Consider the following 18,328-nt stretch of genomic DNA (forward strand, 5'->3'; position numbering starts at 1 on the left):
TGGTAGCCGAATGCAATCGCTTCTTGCGGTATTCGTTGAACGAAAGAGTCCGCCAACGGCTCCATAAAAAAAACAAACACGTCGAGGAAAATTTGATGCGTATCGTTCGTCATCTGTTGGGTGCAACCATCGCCGCCGCGATCATCGCTTCGCCAGCCATGGCCGAAGAACTGACCGGCACCCTGAAGAAGATCAAGGACTCGGGCACCATCACCCTGGGCCACCGCGACTCTTCCATTCCGTTTTCCTACCTGGCTGGCGGTCAAACGCCCGTGGGCTACTCCCATGACATCCAGCTGGCCGTGGTCGATGCCCTGAAGAAGCAACTGGGTACCGACATCAAGGTCAAGTACAACCTCGTTACCTCCCAGACCCGCATCCCGCTGGTGCAGAACGGCACCGTCGACCTTGAGTGCGGCTCCACCACCAACAACGTCGAGCGCCAGCAGCAAGTCGGCTTCTCGGTCGGTATCTTCGAAGTCGGTACCCGTCTGCTGACCAAGGTCAAGGACGGTCAGCCTGCCTACAAGGACTTCCCTGACCTGGCCGGCAAGAACGTGGTGACCACTGCAGGTACCACCTCCGAGCGCCTGCTCAAGGCCATGAACGCTGACAAGCAGATGAAGATGAACGTGATTTCCGCCAAGGACCACGGTGAAGCCTTCAACATGCTCGAAAGCGGCCGCGCGGTAGCCTTCATGATGGACGACGCCCTGCTCGCCGGCGAAATGGCCAAGGCCAAGAAGCCAAGCGACTGGGTCATTACCGGCACTCCACAGTCGTACGAAATCTACGGCTGCATGGTGCGCAAGGATGACGCAGCGTTCAAGAAAGCGGTCGATGACGCCATCGTGGCTTACTACAAATCGGGCGAAGTCACCAAGAGCTACGACAAGTGGTTCACCCAGCCGATCCCGCCAAAGGGCCTCAACCTGAACTTCCAGATGAGCGACGAGCTGAAGAAACTGATCGCCGAGCCGACCGACAAGGCCGCGGACGAGAAGAAGTCCTGATCCTCAGTCAAATAGTGGCCTGGTGCGCATCCGCACACGATTGAACCCACAGGCCACGCTTTAGTGTCTACCCTTTCATCCGAGGGCGTTCATCGCCCCCGGATGCTCGAAGGTGCCCGTGAAACAACCGTCTGAGGGGAAATCCCGATGAATTACAACTGGGACTGGGGCGTGTTCTTCAAGTCCACCGGCGTGGGCAGCGAGACCTATCTGGACTGGTACATCACCGGTCTGGGCTGGACCATCGCCATCGCCATCTCCGCCTGGATCATCGCATTGCTGCTGGGGTCGGTCCTCGGCGTCATGCGTACCGTGCCGAACCGTCTGGTATCGGGCATCGCCACCGCCTATGTGGAGCTGTTCCGCAACGTGCCGCTGCTGGTGCAGCTGTTTGTCTGGTACTTCCTGGTGCCGGACCTGCTGCCCGAAGGCCTGCAGGAATGGTTCAAGCAAGACCTCAACCCGACTACCTCGGCACTGATCAGCGTGGTCATCTGCCTGGGCCTGTTCACCGCCGCCCGCGTCTGCGAACAAGTACGCACCGGCATCCAGGCGCTGCCCCGCGGCCAGGAAGCCGCTGCCCGCGCCATGGGCTTCAGCCTGCCGCAGATCTACAATAACGTGCTGCTGCCGCAGGCCTACCGGATCATCATTCCGCCGCTCACCTCGGAATTCCTGAACGTGTTCAAGAACTCCTCGGTGGCCTCGCTGATCGGCCTGATGGAGCTGCTGGCGCAGACCAAGCAGACCGCCGAGTTCTCGGCCAACCTGTTCGAGGCCTTCACCCTGGCCACGCTGATCTACTTCACCCTGAACATGGGCCTGATGCTGCTGATGCGCATGGTCGAGAAGAAAGTCGCCGTGCCTGGCCTGATCTCCGTGGGGGGCAAGTAAATGGACATGGATTTCAGCGAAATCATCCCCGCCCTGCCGGCCCTGTGGGACGGCATGATCATGACCCTGCAACTGATGGTCATGGGCGTGGTCGGCGGTATCGTGCTCGGTACCATCCTGGCGCTGATGCGCCTGTCGTCGAGCAAGCTGCTGTCGCGTGTAGCCGGTGCCTACGTCAACTACTTCCGCTCGATCCCGCTGCTGCTGGTAATCACCTGGTTCTACCTGGCGGTGCCGTTCGTGCTGCGCTGGATCACCGGCGAGGACACCCCGGTGGGTGCCTTCACCTCGTGCGTGGTGGCGTTCATGATGTTCGAGGCCGCCTACTTCTGCGAAATCGTCCGCGCCGGTGTGCAGTCGATTTCCAAAGGCCAGATGGGCGCTGCCCAGGCCCTGGGCATGACCTACGGCCAGACCATGCGCCTGATCATCCTGCCCCAGGCCTTCCGCAAGATGACCCCGCTGCTGCTGCAGCAGAGCATCATCCTGTTCCAGGACACCTCGCTGGTGTACACCGTGGGCCTGGTGGACTTCCTCAACTCGGCACGTGCCAACGGCGACATCATCGGGCGCTCCCATGAGTTCCTGATCTTCGCCGGGGCCGTGTACTTCGTCATCAGCTTCTCCGCTTCGTGGCTGGTCAAGCGCCTGCAAAAAAGGATCACCGTATGATTTCCATCAAGAACGTCAACAAGTGGTACGGCGACTTCCAGGTGCTGACCGACTGCACCACTGAAGTGAAGAAGGGTGAAGTGGTGGTGGTCTGCGGCCCGTCCGGCTCGGGCAAGTCCACACTGATCAAGTGCGTCAACGCGCTGGAGCCGTTCCAGAAAGGCGACATCGTGGTCGATGGCACCTCGATCGCTGACCCCAAGACCAACCTGCCCAAGCTACGCTCGCGGGTCGGCATGGTGTTCCAGCATTTCGAGCTGTTCCCGCACCTGAGCATCACCGAGAACCTGACCATCGCCCAGCGCAAGGTGCTCGGCCGCAGCGAGGCGGAAGCGACCAAGAAGGGGCTGGCCCTGCTCGACCGCGTCGGCCTCAGTGCCCATGCCAAGAAGCACCCCGGCCAGCTTTCAGGCGGTCAGCAGCAGCGCGTGGCCATTGCCCGCGCGCTGTCGATGGACCCGATCGTCATGCTGTTCGACGAACCGACCTCGGCGCTGGACCCGGAGATGGTCAACGAGGTACTGGACGTGATGGTCGAGCTGGCCCACGAAGGCATGACCATGATGTGCGTGACCCACGAAATGGGCTTCGCCCGCAAAGTGGCCAACCGCGTGATCTTCATGGACAAGGGCAACATCATCGAGGACTGCCAGAAGGAAGACTTCTTCGGCAACCCGAGCGCACGCCACGAACGCACCCAGCACTTCCTCAGCAAAATCCTGCAACACTGATTCGGCAACAGCGGCACCGCTGCCCGGGTTCGCCCGGCAGTGGATGCTGGCCGTGACAAGGCCACTGTGATGAAATGCGACCCTTCGCTTCTTCTCCCTGCCAAGCCCGCCGTGAAATCCCGCCTGATTCGCCAATTGCTGCTGCCGCCCCTGATCATCCTGCTGATGGTCGGGCTGGGCATGGCCGGCTTCCTGATCAGCGAGAGCAATGGCATCCGCACCTTGAGCGAAAGCGGCGAGCGTGCGCTGGAACTGCATGCGCGCACGGTCGAGAGCGAGATCAGCAAGTACACCTACCTGCCGAGCCTGCTGGAGCTGGAAGACAGCGTCTCGCAGCTGCTCACCGACCCTGATGGCGCCAACCGGCAGACCGTCAACGAATACCTCGAAGGCCTGAACCGCCGCAGCCGCAGCCGGGCGATCTTCGTCCTCGACACCAACGGCCGGGTGCAGGCCAGCAGCAACTGGCGCGATGCCGACTCATTCCTCGGTGAAGACCTGTCATTCCGGGCCTATTTCCAGAGTGCCGTGCGCGGCGAACCGGGCCGCTTCTACGGGATCGGCAGCACCACCGGCGAGGCTGGCTATTACCTGGCCCACGGCCTGGAAGAACACGGCAAGATCATCGGCGTGGCGGTGATCAAGGTGCGTCTGGACACCCTCGAAGAACGCTGGCAGCGCGCCCGTCTGGAAGCCTTCGTCAGCGACGAGAACGGCATCATCATTCTCTCCAGCGACCCGGCGCGGCGCCTGAAATCGGTACGCCCGCTGACCCCGCAGATCAAGGAGCGTCTGGCGCGCAGCCTGCAGTACTACTGGTGGCCGCTGAACGAACTACAGCCGCTGGCCCGCGAAACCCTCGCCGATGGCGTGGAAAAACTGACCTTCCCGGCCAACGCCGAAACCGCCCAGGGCAAGCCCCACGAAGTGAGCTACCTGGCGCAGACCCGGCGCCTGGCCGACACGCCCTGGCACTTCACCCTGCTCACCCCACTGCAAGACCTGCGCCGCGAGTCCATGGTCCAGGGCATCCTGGTCGGCGTGGCGTTCGCCCTGCTGACCATCCTCGGCATCGCCTGGAACGAGCGGCGCAAGGTGGTGGCCACACGCCTGGCCGCCCGCGAGGCCCTGCAAGAAGCCAACAGCCAGCTGGAACGGCGCATCGCCGACCGCACCGCCGACCTGCGCGCCAGCAACGAACGGCTCAAGGGCCAGATCCGGGAACGCCGGCACGCCGAACAGACCCTGCGCCATGCCCAGGACGAACTGGTCCAGGCCGGCAAGCTCGCGGCGATCGGGCAAATGTCCACCAGCATCGCCCACGAGCTCAACCAGCCGCTGGCGGCGCTGCGGACCCTGTCTGGCAACACCGTGCGCTTCCTCGAGCGTGGCGCACTGGAAACCGCCAGCACCAACCTGCGCACCATGAACGACCTGATCGACCGCATGGGCCGCATCACCGCCAGCCTGCGCTCGTTCGCCCGGCGCGGTGACGACAGCGGCCAGGCGTCGCTGGCCAAGGCCGTGGAGGCGTCCTTGCAGGTACTGAGCAACCGCATTGCCGGCTGCCATCTGCAGTTGCACAATCAGTTCGACGACCAGCAGCTGGCCATCGACCAGACCCGCCTGGAGCAGATCCTGGTCAACCTGATCGGCAACGCCCTGGACGCCATGGCCACCCAGCCGCTGCCCGAGTTGTGGCTCGAAGGCGAGCTGCAAGGCGACAAGTACCGCCTGCGGGTGCGCGACAACGGCCACGGCATCGATGCCGAAACCCGCAAGCACCTGTTCGAACCTTTCTTCACCACCAAACCGGGCGAACACGGCCTGGGCCTGGGGCTGACCCTGTCGGCGAGCCTTGCCGCCGCCGCCAAGGGCAGCCTGAACGTCGAGCACCCCGCCACCGGCGGCACGGCCTTCGTCCTCGCCCTGCCCCTGGTCATGCCCCCCAGCGAATCGGCAGAGCAACCATGAACCAAGCGCCACTTACCGTCCTGATTGTCGAAGACGACCCGCATGTGCTGCTCGGCTGCCAGCAGGCCCTGGCCCTGGAAGACATCGCTTGCGAGGGCGTCGGCAGTGCCGAGCAGGCCCTGGAACGTATCGGCGATGACTTTGCCGGCATCGTTGTCAGTGATATCCGCCTGCCGGGCATCGATGGCCTGGAGCTGCTCAACCGCCTCAAGGCCCGCGACCGCAGCCTGCCGGTGGTGCTGATCACCGGCCACGGCGATATCGACATGGCGGTCGGTGCCATGCGCAACGGCGCATACGACTTCATGGAGAAGCCGTTCTCACCCGAGCGCCTGGTCGATGTGGTGCGCCGTGCGCTGGAACAGCGCGGGCTGTCACGCGAGGTGGTGGCCCTGCGCCGGCAACTGGCCGAACAGAGCAGCCTGGAGGGGCGAATCATCGGCCGCTCGGCGGCCATGGAGCACCTGCGCGAGCTGATCGCCAACGTCGCCGATACCTCGGCCAACGTGCTGATCGAAGGTGAAACCGGCACCGGCAAAGAGCTGGTCGCCCGCTGCCTGCACGACTTCAGCCGGCGCCAGGGCCAGCCGTTCGTGGCGCTGAACTGCGGCGGTTTGCCGGAAAACCTGTTCGAGAGCGAGATCTTTGGCCACGAAGCCAACGCCTTCACCGGTGCCGGCAAGCGCCGCATCGGCAAGATCGAACACGCCAATGGCGGCACGCTGTTCCTCGACGAAGTGGAAAGCATGCCGATCAACCTGCAGATCAAACTGCTGCGCGTGCTGCAGGAACGCACCCTGGAGCGCCTGGGCTCGAACCAGAGCATTGCGGTGGATTGCCGGGTGATTGCAGCCACCAAATCCGACCTCGATGCCCTTGGCCAGACCGGGCAGTTCCGCAGCGACCTTTACTACCGCCTGAACGTGGTGACCCTGGAGCTGCCGCCGCTGCGCGAGCGTAGGGAAGACATCCTGCAGCTGTTCGAACACTTCCTGCAGCAGTCGGCGCTGCGCTTCGACCGCGAAGCACCGACGCTGGACAGCCAGACCCTGTCGCGGTTGATGGCCCATGACTGGCCGGGCAACGTGCGCGAGTTGCGCAACGTGGCCGAGCGTTATGCCCTTGGGCTACCAGCGTTCAAGAAAGGCCCGAGCGGTGGCGCCAGCCAAGGGGTCGGGTTTGCCGAAGCGGTGGAGGCGTTCGAGCGCAACCTGCTCAGCGATGCCTTGCAGCGCACTGGCGGCAACCTCAGCCAGGCCAGCCAGGAACTGGGCATGGCCAAGACCACCCTGTTTGACAAGGTCAAGAAGTACGGGCTCGGCTGATCGGCACCCGTGAAAGCGGATACGGCCATTGTAGGAGCGGCCTTGTGTCGCGAAAGGGCTGCAAAGCAGCCCCGGCAATTTATGCATTGCGCAGAAATCCTGGGGCTGCTGCGCAGCCCTTTCGCGACACAAGGCCGCTCCTACAATGGCGTGCATCACCGCGAAGCAGACGATGCCGATTCAAAGCCCGGCGATATGGGTGACATCCTGCCGGTGCGATTGCAGGTAAGGTAGCACCGCCGCCAGCAAGGGTGCCTTGAATCGCTCCTGGAAGCGGTGCGCCAGCCCCGGAATCAATCGAAGCTGGCTCCCCTGGATATGCGCCGCCAGGTGCACGCCGTGCATCACCGGCAATAGCGGGTCGGCGGTGCCATGCACCACCAGCGTCGGCACCCGCAACTCATTCAGCAACTGCACCCGGCTCGGCTCGGCCAGAATCGCCATGATCTGGCGCTTCGCACCCTCCGGGTTGTACGCCCGGTCGTACGCCACCGCCGCCTGCTGCAGCAGCACCGCCCGATCGTCATGCACCTGCGGGCTGCCCAACGCAGCCAGCAGGTCAGCCTGCTGTTCAATGGCCACCTCACGAGTCGGCGCACTGCGCCGCGCCAGCAACTGCACCAAGGCCGGATCCGGCGCTGGCAGCCCTGCCGCCCCAGAACTGGACATGACCAGGGTCAGGCTGCGTACCCGCTCGGGCGCCATGGCGGCCAGGTGCTGGGCGATCATTCCGCCCATGCTCACACCCAACACATGAAACTGACGGATGCCCAGTGCATTCATCAACTGCAGGCCATCATTGGCCATGTCGGTCAGGGTATAAGGTGCCGATACCGGCAGGCCCAACTTGTAGCGCAACAGCTCGACCGTGAGGTTGGCCGAAGGCGGTAACTGGTTCCAGCGCGACAGGCCGACATCGCGGTTGTCATAGCGAATCACCCGAAAGCCCTGGCGGCACAACGCCTCGACCACATCGTCAGGCCAGTGGATGAGTTGCCCACCCAGGCCCATGACCAGCAGCAAGGCCGGATCACGCGGCGCGCCGACGCTCTGGTAGACCAGGCTCAGTTCACCGATTTCGGCACGTTGTACCGGCACATGGGCGTCGCAGCGCGTGTCGGCGAAACTTGCCGAAGCACTGAACAGCAGAAAGAAAAACAGCAGAAAAGCCCGCATGAAAGAAACACCAGAATGCAGATCCCCAGTAGAGCGCGAGTCTGATGAATTTAATTCGGGCGCGCTGCCACAGTTCAGTGACAGTTTGATGAACCCTGCCGAGCGGTGCGGCCTATCGTCCAGTCGACAGCCTGGGTCAACATGAGTGAAACTCAACTCATTCAACGTTTACTTTAAAAATATTCTCGGAGTCAGCTGTGCTGGAAATCCGCCATCTGAAAACCCTTCATGCCCTGCGCGAGGCCGACAGCCTGGTGGAGGCCGCCGAACGGCTGCACCTGACCCAGTCGGCGCTGTCGCACCAGTTCAAAGAACTTGAAGAGCGCCTGGGCCTGCCACTGTTCGTGCGCAAGACCAAGCCGATCCGCTTCACCAGCGCCGGCCTGCGCCTGCTGCAACTGGCCGATGCCACCCTGCCGCTGCTGCGCGGCGCCGAGCGCGACATTGCCCGCCTGGCCGGTGGTACTGCCGGGCGCCTGCACATGGCCATCGAATGCCACAGCTGCTTCCAGTGGCTGATGCCGACCATCGACCAGTTCCGCGATGCCTGGCCGGAAGTGGAGCTGGACCTGGCCTCGGGCTTTGCTTTCGCCCCGTTGCCGGCGCTGGCCCGTGGCGACCTCGACCTGGTAGTGACCTCCGACCCGCTGGACCTCGCCGGCATCACCTACGTGCCGCTGTTCACCTACGAAGCCATGCTCGCCGTGGCCAACCAGCACCCGCTAGCCAGCAAGCCGTACATGGTGCCCCAGGATTTGCTCGACCAGACGCTGATCACCTACCCGGTGGAACGCGACCGCCTGGATATCTTTACCCGCTTCCTGGAGCCGGCCGACATCGAGCCGGCCGCCGTGCGCACGTCCGAGCTGACGGTGATGATGATGCAATTGGTGGCCAGCGGCCGCGGCGTGTGCGGCATGCCGCACTGGGCGCTGCACGAGTACAGCTCGCGGGGCTATGTGAAGGGCAAGCGCCTGGGCGAGAAAGGCCTGTTCGCCACGCTGTATGCGGCGGTGCGCACCGACATGCTCGATGCCCCCTATATGCGCGACTTCCTGCTGACCGCCAAGGACACCTCGTTCGCCACCCTCGATGGCGTCAGCGCGGTACGCTGACGGCCTGGCGGTACAGCGGCAGGATCAGGTCGCGGGTCAGCGGTGCCAGCTCCAGGGTTGCTGCCTGGTCGGCGGCCAACCACACCACTTCCTCAATCTCCGCCGCCGGGGCTACGGCCTCGGCGCTGTCGACACGAAACAGCTCGGCCTGCACCTCGAAGCCCGGCTCGTTGGCGGCCGGCGCGCTGAACTGGCCCAGGTGCACAGCCTGGGCAGGGTCAATGCGCAGGCCCAGCTCTTCGAACAGTTCGCGCGCCAGTGCCTGAACGGGCGACTCCCCGGCATCGATCTTGCCACCGGGCTGCATGAATGCCTGGGTGCCACGCTTGCGCACCAGCAGGGTGCGGCCTTGCGGGTCGATCAACAGGGCGGCGGCGATGCGGATGATGTTGGGCATGGGTGGGCTCGCTGAAAAGGCGACAGTCTACAGAAGATCGACGACGAACGGCCCCTTGCCAAGCGGACGCCGACCCGCCATAACCAACGTATGAACCTGCCAGCCCACCAGCACCCGGTGCTCGAGCTGTTCCACCCGGCCGTCGGCACCTGGTTCCGCCGCCACTTCGCCACGGTCACCGATACCCAGGCCCGTGCCTGGCCGCTGATCCATGCCGGCCAATCGATGCTGCTTGCCGCGCCGACCGGTTCGGGCAAGACCTTGAGCGCCTTCCTGGCCGTGCTCGACGAACTGTTCCGCGGGGGCCTTGAGCAGGGCGGCGAGCTGCCTGCGCACACTCAGGTCGTCTACGTCTCGCCACTCAAGGCGCTGTCCAACGATATCAGCCTAAACCTGCAGGCGCCGCTCGAAGGCATCAGCCAGGCACTTCAGGATCAGGGTCTGAAAGCCCCATGCATCACCACAGCCGTGCGCACCGGCGATACGCCGCAGAAGGAACGTGCGGCAATGCGCAAACTGGCCCCTCATATCCTGGTGACCACGCCCGAATCGCTCTACGTATTGATGGGCTCGGCCTCTGGGCGCGAAGGCCTTGCCAGCGTGCACACCGTCATCGTCGACGAAATCCACGCCCTGGCAGGCAACAAGCGCGGCGCCCACCTGGCGCTGACCCTGGAACGCTTGCAGGCCCTGTGCGGGCGCCCGCTGCGGCGCATCGGCCTGTCCGCCACCCAGCGGCCAGTGGAGCGCGTGGCGCAGTTTCTGGTCGGTCAGCAACGCCCTTGCGCGATCGTCGACGTCGGCCATGCGCGCCAGCGCGACCTCGCCATTGAAGTGCCGCCGGTACCACTCGGCGCCGTCATGGCCACGGACGTCTGGGGCCTGGTTTATGACCGCCTGGCGGCCCTCGCCCGCGAACACCGCACCACGCTGGTGTTCGTCAATACCCGGCGCCTGGCCGAGCGCATCACTCGCCACCTCAGCGACCGCCTGGGCAAGGAAGCGGTGGCCGCCCACCATGGCAGCCTGGCCAAGGAGCTGCGCCTGGACGCCGAACAGCGCCTGAAAAACGGCCAACTGCAGGTACTGGTGGCCACCGCTTCGCTGGAGCTGGGTATCGACATTGGCGATGTCGACCTGGTCTGCCAGATCGAGTCGCCTGGCTCGATCGCCGCCTTCCTGCAGCGTGTCGGGCGCTCCGGGCACCAGGTCGATGGCATTCCCAAAGGGCGGCTGTTTGCGACCTCGCGAGACGACTTGATCGAATGCGCGGCCTTGCTCGACTGTATCCGCCTTGGCGAACTCGATGAACTGCACATCCCCAAGGCCCCGCTGGACGTGCTGGCCCAACAGATCGTCGCCGAGGCCAGCAACCAGGCCTGGCAGGAACAGGCGTTGTTCGACTGCCTGCGCCAGGCAACGCCCTACGCAGAGCTCGACCCAGCGCATTACCAATCGCTACTGCGCATGCTCGCCGAAGGCTACAACGGCCGCCAGGGCATCCGCAGCGCCTACCTGCACCGCGATGCAGTCAGTGGCACCTTGCGCGGCCGCCGGGGTAGCCAGCTGACGGCGCTGACCAGCGGCGGCACCATTCCCGACAATGCTGACTATGCGGTGCTGCTCGAGCCACAGGCGCTGAACATCGGCAGCGTCAACGAAGACTTCGCCGTGGAGAGCATCGCTGGCGATATCTTTCAGCTGGGCAATGCGTCCTACCGCATCCTGCGGGTCGAGCCAGGCCGGGTGCGGGTCGAGGATGCCCAGGGCCTGCCGCCCACCATCCCGTTCTGGCTTGGCGAAGCACCAGGGCGCAGCGATGAACTGTCCGCTGCGGTTGCCCGGCTGCAGGCACGCATCGATGAACAGCTGGTGCTGAACGACGGTGATCTTGCTGCGGTGCAGCAGTGGCTGCAGAGCGCACTCGATTTGAACGAAGCCAGCGCCAGCCAGTTGATCGACTACCTCGGTCGTGCCCACGAAGTGCTGGGTGCCCTGCCCTCGCAACAGACCTTGGTGATGGAACGCTTCTTCGACGAGTCCGGTGGCACCCAGCTGATCATCCATTCGCCCTATGGCAGCCGCATCAACCGTGCCTGGGGCCTGGCCCTGCGCAAGCGCTTCTGCCGCACCTTCAATTTCGAATTGCAGGCTGCGGCCAGCGAAGACGCCATCGTGCTGTCGCTGTCGACCAGCCACAGTTTCGAGCTGGATGAAGTGTGGCGCTACCTCAACAGCCGCAGCGCCGAACAGATCCTCATCCAGGCCCTGCTCGACGCCCCGCTGTTCGGCGTGCGCTGGCGCTGGAATGCGGGCGTGGCCATGGCCCTGCCGCGCTTCGTCGGCGGGCGCAAGGTGGCGCCGCAGATCCAGCGCATGAAGAGCGAAGACCTGATCGCTGCGGTGTTCCCCGACCAGATCGCCTGCCTGGAAAACATCGTCGGTGAACGGCAGGTCCCCGACCACCCACTGGTCGAGCAGACCCTCGATGACTGCCTGCACGAAGCCATGGACTGCGAGGGCTGGCTGGCGTTGTTGCGGCGCATGGAAAGCGGCCAGGTGCGCCTGCTGTGCCGCGACCTGCCAGCCCCCTCGCCGCTGGCCTCGGCCATTCTCAATGCCAGGCCATACGCCTTTCTTGATGACGCGCCGCTCGAAGAGCGGCGTACCCAGGCGGTGCTCAACAGGCGCTGGAATGAAATGCACAGGGGCGATGACCTCGGCGCGCTGGACGCCGATGCGATCACCGCCGTGCAGGCCGAGGCCTGGCCGCAGCCGGGCAACGCCGACGAGATGCACGAGGCACTGATGACCCTGGGCGCCATCAGCCATGACGAAGTCCAGGACAACCCGAGCTGGGAGCTGCTGCTGCGCCAACTGGCCAAGGCCGGACGGGCCATGCGCCTGATCGATGAAAGACTTTGGCTGGCACGCGAACGCCTGAACCTGCTGCAAACGCTGTATCCGGCTTCGCGCCAGGAACCCGCGCTGGAGGTACTGCCCAGCTTCGACCAGGCCATCGACCCGGACAGCGCACTGAGCGAACTGCTACGCACCCGCTTGAGCGGCTACGGCCCACTGAGCGTGGCACAGATTGCCGCACCTCTGGGCAAGCCTGCTGCTGAGGTCGAGCAGGCGCTGGCCCGCCTGGAAGCCGAAGGCTTCGTATTGCGCGGCCACTTCAGCCCAGGGGCGCTGGACCTGCAATGGTGTGAGCGCCACCTGCTGGCGCGCATCCATCGTTACACGGTGAAACGCCTGCGCCGGGAGATCGAGCCAGTCAGCCTGCAGGACTTCATGCGTTTTCTGTTCGACTGGCAGCACCTGGCCCCTGACGAGCGTTTGCGAGGCCCCCAAGCCGTGGCCGAAGTGCTGGGGCAGTTGCAGGGCTTCCCCAGTGCCGCCGGCGCCTGGGAGGCGGAACTGCTGCCTGCTCGAATCAAGGATTACAGCCCGCACTGGCTGGACGATGCCTGCCGCAGCGGGCAGTTTGCCTGGAGCCGCCTGGCGGCGACGTTGGCCAGCAATACCTTGTCGAGCACGCCGTTGGTGTTGCTGACGCGTGAGCACATGGGCCTATGGCGTAGCCTCGCCCCCGAGCCTGCCCGGGAAGCACTTGGCGGGCGGGCACAACGAGTACTTGAAGCGCTGCAGGCCCAAGGGGCGTTGTTCTTCGACGAACTGACCAGCGATGCCCACCTGCTGCCCAGCGAGCTGGAAGCGGCATTGCAGGAACTGGTGGGTGCCGGCCTGGTGGGCGCCGACAGTTTCACTGGCCTGCGCAGCCTGATTACCCCTGCCGCCAAGCGCAGCTCCCGCAACAGCCGGCGCGGCCACCCGCCGCTGTCGAGCAGTATGGCCCATGCCGGGCGCTGGGCCTTGTTGCGGCGGGGCGGCGGCACTGTCGACGAGTACCAACGCTTGGAGCATATTGCCCGCGCCCTGCTGCGGCGCTATGGGGTGATCTGCTGGCGGCTGCTGGAGCGGGAAAGCGATGTGCTACCACCCTGGCGCGAGCTGCTGCGTTGCTATCACCGCCTGGAAGCACGTGGCGAGATTCGTGGTGGGCGGTTCATTGCCGGGCTGGCAGGAGAGCAATTCGCCTTGCCGGAAGCGGTCGGGTTGCTGAGGCAAGTACGCCGACGCGCCTTGGATGCAGGCTTGGTGGTGGTGAGTGCGAGCGACCCGCTGAACCTGATCGGGACGCTGCTGCCTGGGGCGAAAGTGCCTGCGGTGGGTGGCAACCGGCTGCTGTATCGCGATGGTGTGCCGGTGGCTGTGCGGGTGGCTGGGAGGTACAGCTATCTGGTGGAGGGGTCGGCGCAGGAGCAAGCGAGCTGGAAGGATACATTGATGCGTACGCCGACAGGATTGCAGCGCTCGATCTGATAGGCGCTGCACATCTGTCGGCGAACACCCACGGACGAGAATGATTTTCGCTACCCCGATTTTGATTTGCACTGCCACACAAGTTGGCTATGGTCGGGGTTTGCCCCAGGCCCTGAGCCTGACCGCGCCATCGCAAGGATCCCGTATGAGCCTGTCACTTCTCAGCCGCTATGCCTTCTTCACCGCCTGCGTACTGTTCACCCTGGCGAGCCTGCCGTTCCTCCACCACGAATGGCTGTGGCCGTTCACCCTGGTCACCGGGGTACTCAGCCTGATCGGGGTGTTCGACCTGCTGCAACAACGCCACGCGGTACGCCGCAACTATCCGATCCTTGGCAACATCCGCTACCTGGTCGAGGCCATCCGCCCGGAAATCCGCCAGTATCTGCTGGAAGCCGACAGCGACGCCCTGCCCTTCTCCCGTGCCCAACGCTCGCTGGTGTACGCCCGGGCCAAGAACGAAGCCTCGGACAAACCCTTCGGCACCCTGATCGACGTCTACGAGTCGGGCTTCGAGTTCATCGGCCACTCCATGCGCCCGGCGCCACTGACCGACCCGGCAAGCTTCCGGGTCATCGTCGGCGGCCCGCAGTGCAGCCAGCCGTATTCGGCGTCGATCTTCAACATCTCGGCCATGAGCTTCGGCTCGCTCAGTGCCAACGCCATCCGCGCCCTGAACAAGGGTGCCAAGCTGGGCAACTTCCACCACGACACCGGCGAAGGCAGCATCAGCCCCTACCACCGCGAAAACGGTGGCGACCTGGTGTGGGAACTGGGCAGCGGCTACTTCGGCTGCCGCACCGCTGACGGCCGCTTCGACCCGGAACGCTTCGCCGCCCAGGCGCGCACGCCGCAGGTGCGGATGATCGAGATCAAGATGAGCCAGGGTGCCAAGCCCGGCCACGGCGGCATCCTGCCCAAGCACAAGGTGACCCAGGAAATTGCCGAAACCCGTGGCGTGCTGATGGGCGAGGACTGCATTTCGCCATCGCGCCACAGCGCCTTCTCCACCCCGATCGAGATGATGCATTTCATTGCCCAGCTGCGCGAGCTGTCCGGTGGCAAGCCGGTGGGGTTCAAGTTCTGCCTCGGCCACCCATGGGAGTTCATGGGCATCGCCAAGGCCATGCTGGAAACCGGCATCCTCCCCGACTTCATCGTGGTCGATGGCAAGGAAGGCGGCACCGGCGCCGCGCCAGTGGAGTTCACCGACCACATCGGCGTGCCGCTGCGTGAAGGTCTGCTGTTCGTGCACAACACCCTGGTCGGCCTGAACCTGCGCGACAAGATCAAGCTCGGCGCCAGCGGCAAGATCGTCAGCGCCTTCGACATCGCCAGCGTGCTGGCCATCGGCGCCGACTGGGCCAACTCGGCGCGCGGGTTCATGTTCGCCATTGGCTGCATCCAGTCGCAGAGCTGCCACACCAACAAGTGCCCGACCGGCGTAGCCACGCAAGACCCGTTGCGCCAACGCGCCCTGGTGGTGCCGGACAAGGCCCAGCGGGTGCTGAACTTCCACCACAACACCCTGCGTGCGCTGGCCGAGATGCTGGCCGCAGCGGGCCTTGAGCACCCCGCGCAGCTGGAGGCCAAGCACCTGGTACGACGCGTGTCGGCCACCGAGATCAAGCTGTTCTCGCAGATGCATGTGTTCCTCAAGCCTGGGGAACTACTGACCGGCGAGGTTAACGGGCAGTTCTATTCGCGTATGTGGCAGATGGCCCGGGCGGACAGCTTCGAACCTCATGGTGACGCTGCCGCTTGAGATGCCCTTGGGTTTGCCAAGACGTACAGCAATGCTTGAGCTTGCCCCTGCGCCAGCTTTTCTTTCAGGTTCCAGGTGTTGGGCAGACGCTGCCCGACACTTGAGTTTTCCCTGACGCCCACCCACCAGACCCTGCTGGATCTGGATGCGAGCGTATTCAGGTCAGAAATCAAAATCTGCTCTGATTTCGGATAGAACAATGATTTCCAGCCAAAGGTCGAAGCAAGCTGCCCTGAATTGTCGCCCTGTTCCCCGTTCTGATAAATCAGTACTTCACTGCCAGTCTTGTTGTAGTACTGAACGGTGTAATACCAGAACACATCATCAACCACGATCACGTCACCGGCTTGCCATTGCTGACTCAGTTTTTCAACGACGACATCCAGACGGATTTCTCGCCAGTCAGTCAAACCATTCAAGTTTTGCTCTTCATTGTACAAGCGGTGCAAGCCTACCCCTTGCCAGGCCAGACAAACCAGAAGCGCCAGTAACCAAACCCGCGACTGTGCTGCCAATCTGGCCAGGATCAATGCCACGAGGATTGCCATTCCATTGGCGGTGAAGGACAAGTAGCGAATCATGAATAACGAAGCGGCATAAGACCCGAGCCATGCCAGCAACAGCGGTACATAGCTCGTTGCGAAGATCAGGGTCACAGGTTTGCAGGGATGCCTGTCACTGGCCGCCATGCTGATGGAAGCGCCGACGATTACCAGTGGAATGAGCCAGAACAACCACCGCGAATAACCTTCCCCAGCGCCGAACGCAAAAAACAGCCAAAACGTCGAGGGTAGTGTTTGCAATGTGACTTCAGGTACCCAACTCACCCACGCGGTATGCCCTAGCTGACCCCAGAAGCTGGGTAACCAGGGCACATAAGCGAGCGCAATCGACACGTTGCAGATCCACCATGCCCTTGATTGGATCGGTTGCTTGCCCTGCTTACCATTGCAGAGCTGCAAGTACAGCCAGTGCGATACCACGGCCAACATTGAAAAATAGTGGCTATACAGCGCTGCTGTCATTAGCAGACCATAACCGACCAAGTAACGCAGACGCCACGGCTGCATGACCCAGTGCATCAACATCAGTGTCGCAGCCAACAGCAAAAATCCGGTGAGCGCGTACATGCGCACTTCCTGGCTATAACGTACCGCCACCGGAAGTAAAGCCAGCAGAATTCCTGCAATCAACGCAACGCTGCGCGTGGCCAAGAGTGTTGTCATTTTGATGGCTACCGCCACAGTAAGGCAGCCAAAAAAAACACTCATCCCTCGCACAGCCAGCAGACTGTTGCCGAATGCATCCATCCAGAAATGCAGCAAGAGGTAGTAGAGCGGCGGATGTACATCACGAGCGGTATGCAAAATGATCTGCGCAAGCGGCATGGCCGCTAGCGTCACGGAATAGGCCTCGTCCAACCAGAGCACCGGATGCGTTACGTGATAAAGACGCGCCATGCATGCCAGCCCGACGACCCCCATGCACGCCAGCAGCCAACCGGTTCGAGCAGCTTTGGCAGTTGGCATGTTCATCTCACTTCCTTGACGAAGGGCGCGCCGTCATTGGCTTCGGTCCGGCGGAGCACGCGCCTGATGACGTATCGGGGGCGGTGCTTGGACTCCATGTAGATTCGCCCGATGTACTCACCCAGCACGCCAATGCCGATCAGCTGTACACCGCCAAGGAACAGAATGGCGGTCATCAACGAGGGATAGCCCGGCACCGGGTTGCCAAACAGCCATTTGTCGATAACCTGGCAGGCCGCACTCAGTAGCGCGAGCAATGCGATTACACCGCCTACATAAGTCCAGAGTCGCAACGGCATGGTACTGAACGAGGTAATCCCATCCAGGGCCAGATTCCACAATTTCCAGCCATTGAAGCGACTCTTCCCTGCCATGCGCGAAGCGCGCTCATACTCGACCACCGCAGTCTTGAAGCCAGGCCACGACAGCATGCCTTTCATGAACAGTTGCTGTTCAGGCATCGACTTGATCACCTCCACGACCTTGCGATCGAGCAGGCGGAAATCACCCACGTTTTCCTCGATGCGAATCTGCGAAATGCAGTTGAGCAGGCAGTAGAACCCCGCAGCCGTGCATCGCTTCAAGTAACTGTCGCATGAACGGTCGCGACGTTTGGCGAGCACCACATCGAAGCCTGCCCGCCATTGTTCGATCAGCTTGGGAATCACTTCGACCGGGTCTTGCAGGTCGACGTCGATTGGAATGACGGCATCGCCACAGGCCTGTTCCAGCCCGGCGAACAGCGCGGCTTCCTTGCCGAAGTTGCGTGAAAGGTCGATGAGGGCAACATCAGGATCACCGGCGATCAGTTGGCGGATCTGTTTTTCGGTTTCATCCTGACTACCGTCATTGATGAAGATCAGCTCGACCTGATCAGCTTGGTTGACAAGCGCTCTTCGCACCGCGTCATAGAACGGCCTGATCGCCTGCTCTTCATTGAATACCGGCACGATCAGCGAAATATCCATCTACGCTTCTCCGTGAAGACCCATCGTGCAAACACAAAGCCCAGCAGCGCGCTGACCAGGCAGAACAGCCCGACGGTCAACGGCGGTGGCCAGCCTTGGCTGTCGGCGAGGTACCCCAGTGACGCACTGAGGCTGCCCATCCCCGCCACGAACACGCAGTAGCGCACGAGCGAAACGGGCACCCTGAAGGTGAACCAGGCATTGGCCATGAAGGAAAAGGACAGCGCAACGATGAATGCCAGCAGGTTGCTGAGGGCCTGGTCGTTGCCAGCCACCTGCAACGCGGCAAACACCGCTGCGTGAATAATGGTGTTGAAGATGCCCACGATCAGGTACTTGAGAAATGCCGGCATTCTGCGCTGCATGCGTCTTCGAGCCTT

General features: G+C 63.2%; 14 protein-coding genes. 9 read left to right on the forward strand and 5 right to left on the reverse strand.

The genetic code is table 11. The features are described 5' to 3' along the window. The first annotated feature begins 95 nt into the window (after positions 1-95). From N430_RS08505 to N430_RS08530, 6 genes are all read left to right on the forward strand, one after another. The gene (locus N430_RS08505; protein WP_110636217.1) at positions 96-1,013 is read left to right on the forward strand and encodes a glutamate/aspartate ABC transporter substrate-binding protein; all 918 of its coding nucleotides are present in this window, start codon (positions 96-98) and stop codon (positions 1,011-1,013) included. A gap of 147 nt (positions 1,014-1,160) precedes the next feature. Continuing rightward, a complete protein-coding gene (locus N430_RS08510) occupies positions 1,161-1,907 on the forward strand; it encodes an amino acid ABC transporter permease (RefSeq protein WP_110636214.1) in 747 nt (248 codons plus the stop codon). After that, positions 1,908-2,579 carry an amino acid ABC transporter permease gene (locus N430_RS08515; protein ID WP_110636211.1) on the forward strand — a complete coding sequence of 224 codons (672 nt, stop codon included), beginning with the start codon at positions 1,908-1,910 and terminating at the stop codon, positions 2,577-2,579. Then, positions 2,576-3,310 carry an amino acid ABC transporter ATP-binding protein gene (locus tag N430_RS08520; RefSeq protein WP_103449395.1) on the forward strand — a complete coding sequence of 245 codons (735 nt, stop codon included), beginning with the start codon at positions 2,576-2,578 and terminating at the stop codon, positions 3,308-3,310. Before N430_RS08515 ends, N430_RS08520 begins: the two co-directional genes overlap by 4 nt. Before the next feature lie 69 nt (positions 3,311-3,379). After that, complete coding sequence (locus tag N430_RS08525) at positions 3,380-5,284, forward strand: ATP-binding protein (RefSeq protein WP_110636208.1); 1,905 nt, start codon at positions 3,380-3,382, stop codon at positions 5,282-5,284. After that, positions 5,281-6,609, forward strand: a complete 1,329-nt coding sequence (locus tag N430_RS08530) for a sigma-54 dependent transcriptional regulator (RefSeq protein WP_110636205.1) — start codon at positions 5,281-5,283, stop codon at positions 6,607-6,609. Before N430_RS08525 ends, N430_RS08530 begins: the two co-directional genes overlap by 4 nt. A gap of 180 nt (positions 6,610-6,789) precedes the next feature. Here the strand turns inward: N430_RS08530 and N430_RS08535 are convergent, their stop codons facing one another. Then, positions 6,790-7,785 carry an alpha/beta fold hydrolase gene (locus tag N430_RS08535; protein WP_110636202.1) on the reverse strand — a complete coding sequence of 332 codons (996 nt, stop codon included), beginning with the start codon at positions 7,783-7,785 and terminating at the stop codon, positions 6,790-6,792. Between the two features lie 197 nt (positions 7,786-7,982). On the opposite strand from N430_RS08535, the gene metR reads away from it, so the two are divergent. Next, complete coding sequence (gene metR / locus N430_RS08540) at positions 7,983-8,900, forward strand: transcriptional regulator MetR (protein WP_060512723.1); 918 nt, start codon at positions 7,983-7,985, stop codon at positions 8,898-8,900. Here metR and N430_RS08545 read toward each other — a convergent pair. After that, on the reverse strand, positions 8,884-9,297 hold the full coding sequence (locus N430_RS08545; RefSeq protein ID WP_110636199.1) for an NUDIX domain-containing protein: 414 nt from the start codon (positions 9,295-9,297) through the stop codon (positions 8,884-8,886). The two genes, metR and N430_RS08545, sit on opposite strands and share 17 nt — an antisense overlap. A 90-nt stretch (positions 9,298-9,387) precedes the next feature. On the opposite strand from N430_RS08545, the gene N430_RS08550 reads away from it, so the two are divergent. Then, the gene (locus N430_RS08550; protein WP_110636195.1) at positions 9,388-13,686 is read left to right on the forward strand and encodes a DEAD/DEAH box helicase; all 4,299 of its coding nucleotides are present in this window, start codon (positions 9,388-9,390) and stop codon (positions 13,684-13,686) included. Positions 13,687-13,831: 145 nt separating this feature from the next. Next, positions 13,832-15,451 (forward strand): FMN-binding glutamate synthase family protein, encoded by a 1,620-nt coding sequence (locus tag N430_RS08555; RefSeq protein WP_110636192.1) that lies wholly within the window; start codon positions 13,832-13,834, stop codon positions 15,449-15,451. Here N430_RS08555 and N430_RS08560 read toward each other — a convergent pair. From N430_RS08560 to N430_RS08570, 3 genes are read right to left on the reverse strand one after another with little or no spacing between them, the layout of a single operon-like run. After that, a complete protein-coding gene (locus N430_RS08560) occupies positions 15,430-16,986 on the reverse strand; it encodes a glycosyltransferase family 39 protein (RefSeq protein ID WP_110636189.1) in 1,557 nt (518 codons plus the stop codon). The two genes, N430_RS08555 and N430_RS08560, sit on opposite strands and share 22 nt — an antisense overlap. After that, complete coding sequence (locus tag N430_RS08565) at positions 16,983-17,948, reverse strand: glycosyltransferase family 2 protein (RefSeq protein WP_110636186.1); 966 nt, start codon at positions 17,946-17,948, stop codon at positions 16,983-16,985. Before N430_RS08565 ends, N430_RS08560 begins: the two co-directional genes overlap by 4 nt. After that, positions 17,933-18,313 carry a GtrA family protein gene (locus tag N430_RS08570; RefSeq protein ID WP_110636184.1) on the reverse strand — a complete coding sequence of 127 codons (381 nt, stop codon included), beginning with the start codon at positions 18,311-18,313 and terminating at the stop codon, positions 17,933-17,935. The genes N430_RS08565 and N430_RS08570 overlap by 16 nt, the downstream gene beginning before the upstream one ends. Positions 18,314-18,328: the final 15 nt, after the last annotated feature.

Source organism: Pseudomonas sp. CC120222-01a (genome assembly GCF_003097235.1).
Taxonomy (GTDB): domain Bacteria; phylum Pseudomonadota; class Gammaproteobacteria; order Pseudomonadales; family Pseudomonadaceae; genus Aquipseudomonas.

Bases quoted from the DNA above. Each gene is read 5' to 3' on its own strand.
- N430_RS08525 (WP_110636208.1), top strand. From the start codon at position 3,380: ATGAAATGCGACCCTTCGCTTCTTCTCCCTGCCAAGCCCGCCGTGAAA.
- N430_RS08550 (WP_110636195.1), top strand. From the start codon at position 9,388: ATGAACCTGCCAGCCCACCAGCACCCGGTGCTCGAGCTGTTCCACCCG.
- N430_RS08555 (WP_110636192.1), top strand. From the start codon at position 13,832: ATGAGCCTGTCACTTCTCAGCCGCTATGCCTTCTTCACCGCCTGCGTA.
- N430_RS08535 (WP_110636202.1), bottom strand. From the start codon at position 7,785: ATGCGGGCTTTTCTGCTGTTTTTCTTTCTGCTGTTCAGTGCTTCGGCA.
- N430_RS08520 (WP_103449395.1), top strand. From the start codon at position 2,576: ATGATTTCCATCAAGAACGTCAACAAGTGGTACGGCGACTTCCAGGTG.
- N430_RS08570 (WP_110636184.1), bottom strand. From the start codon at position 18,313: ATGCAGCGCAGAATGCCGGCATTTCTCAAGTACCTGATCGTGGGCATC.
- N430_RS08560 (WP_110636189.1), bottom strand. From the start codon at position 16,986: ATGAACATGCCAACTGCCAAAGCTGCTCGAACCGGTTGGCTGCTGGCG.
- N430_RS08510 (WP_110636214.1), top strand. From the start codon at position 1,161: ATGAATTACAACTGGGACTGGGGCGTGTTCTTCAAGTCCACCGGCGTG.
- N430_RS08505 (WP_110636217.1), top strand. From the start codon at position 96: ATGCGTATCGTTCGTCATCTGTTGGGTGCAACCATCGCCGCCGCGATC.
- N430_RS08565 (WP_110636186.1), bottom strand. From the start codon at position 17,948: ATGGATATTTCGCTGATCGTGCCGGTATTCAATGAAGAGCAGGCGATC.
- N430_RS08515 (WP_110636211.1), top strand. From the start codon at position 1,908: ATGGACATGGATTTCAGCGAAATCATCCCCGCCCTGCCGGCCCTGTGG.
- N430_RS08545 (WP_110636199.1), bottom strand. From the start codon at position 9,297: ATGCCCAACATCATCCGCATCGCCGCCGCCCTGTTGATCGACCCGCAA.
- N430_RS08530 (WP_110636205.1), top strand. From the start codon at position 5,281: ATGAACCAAGCGCCACTTACCGTCCTGATTGTCGAAGACGACCCGCAT.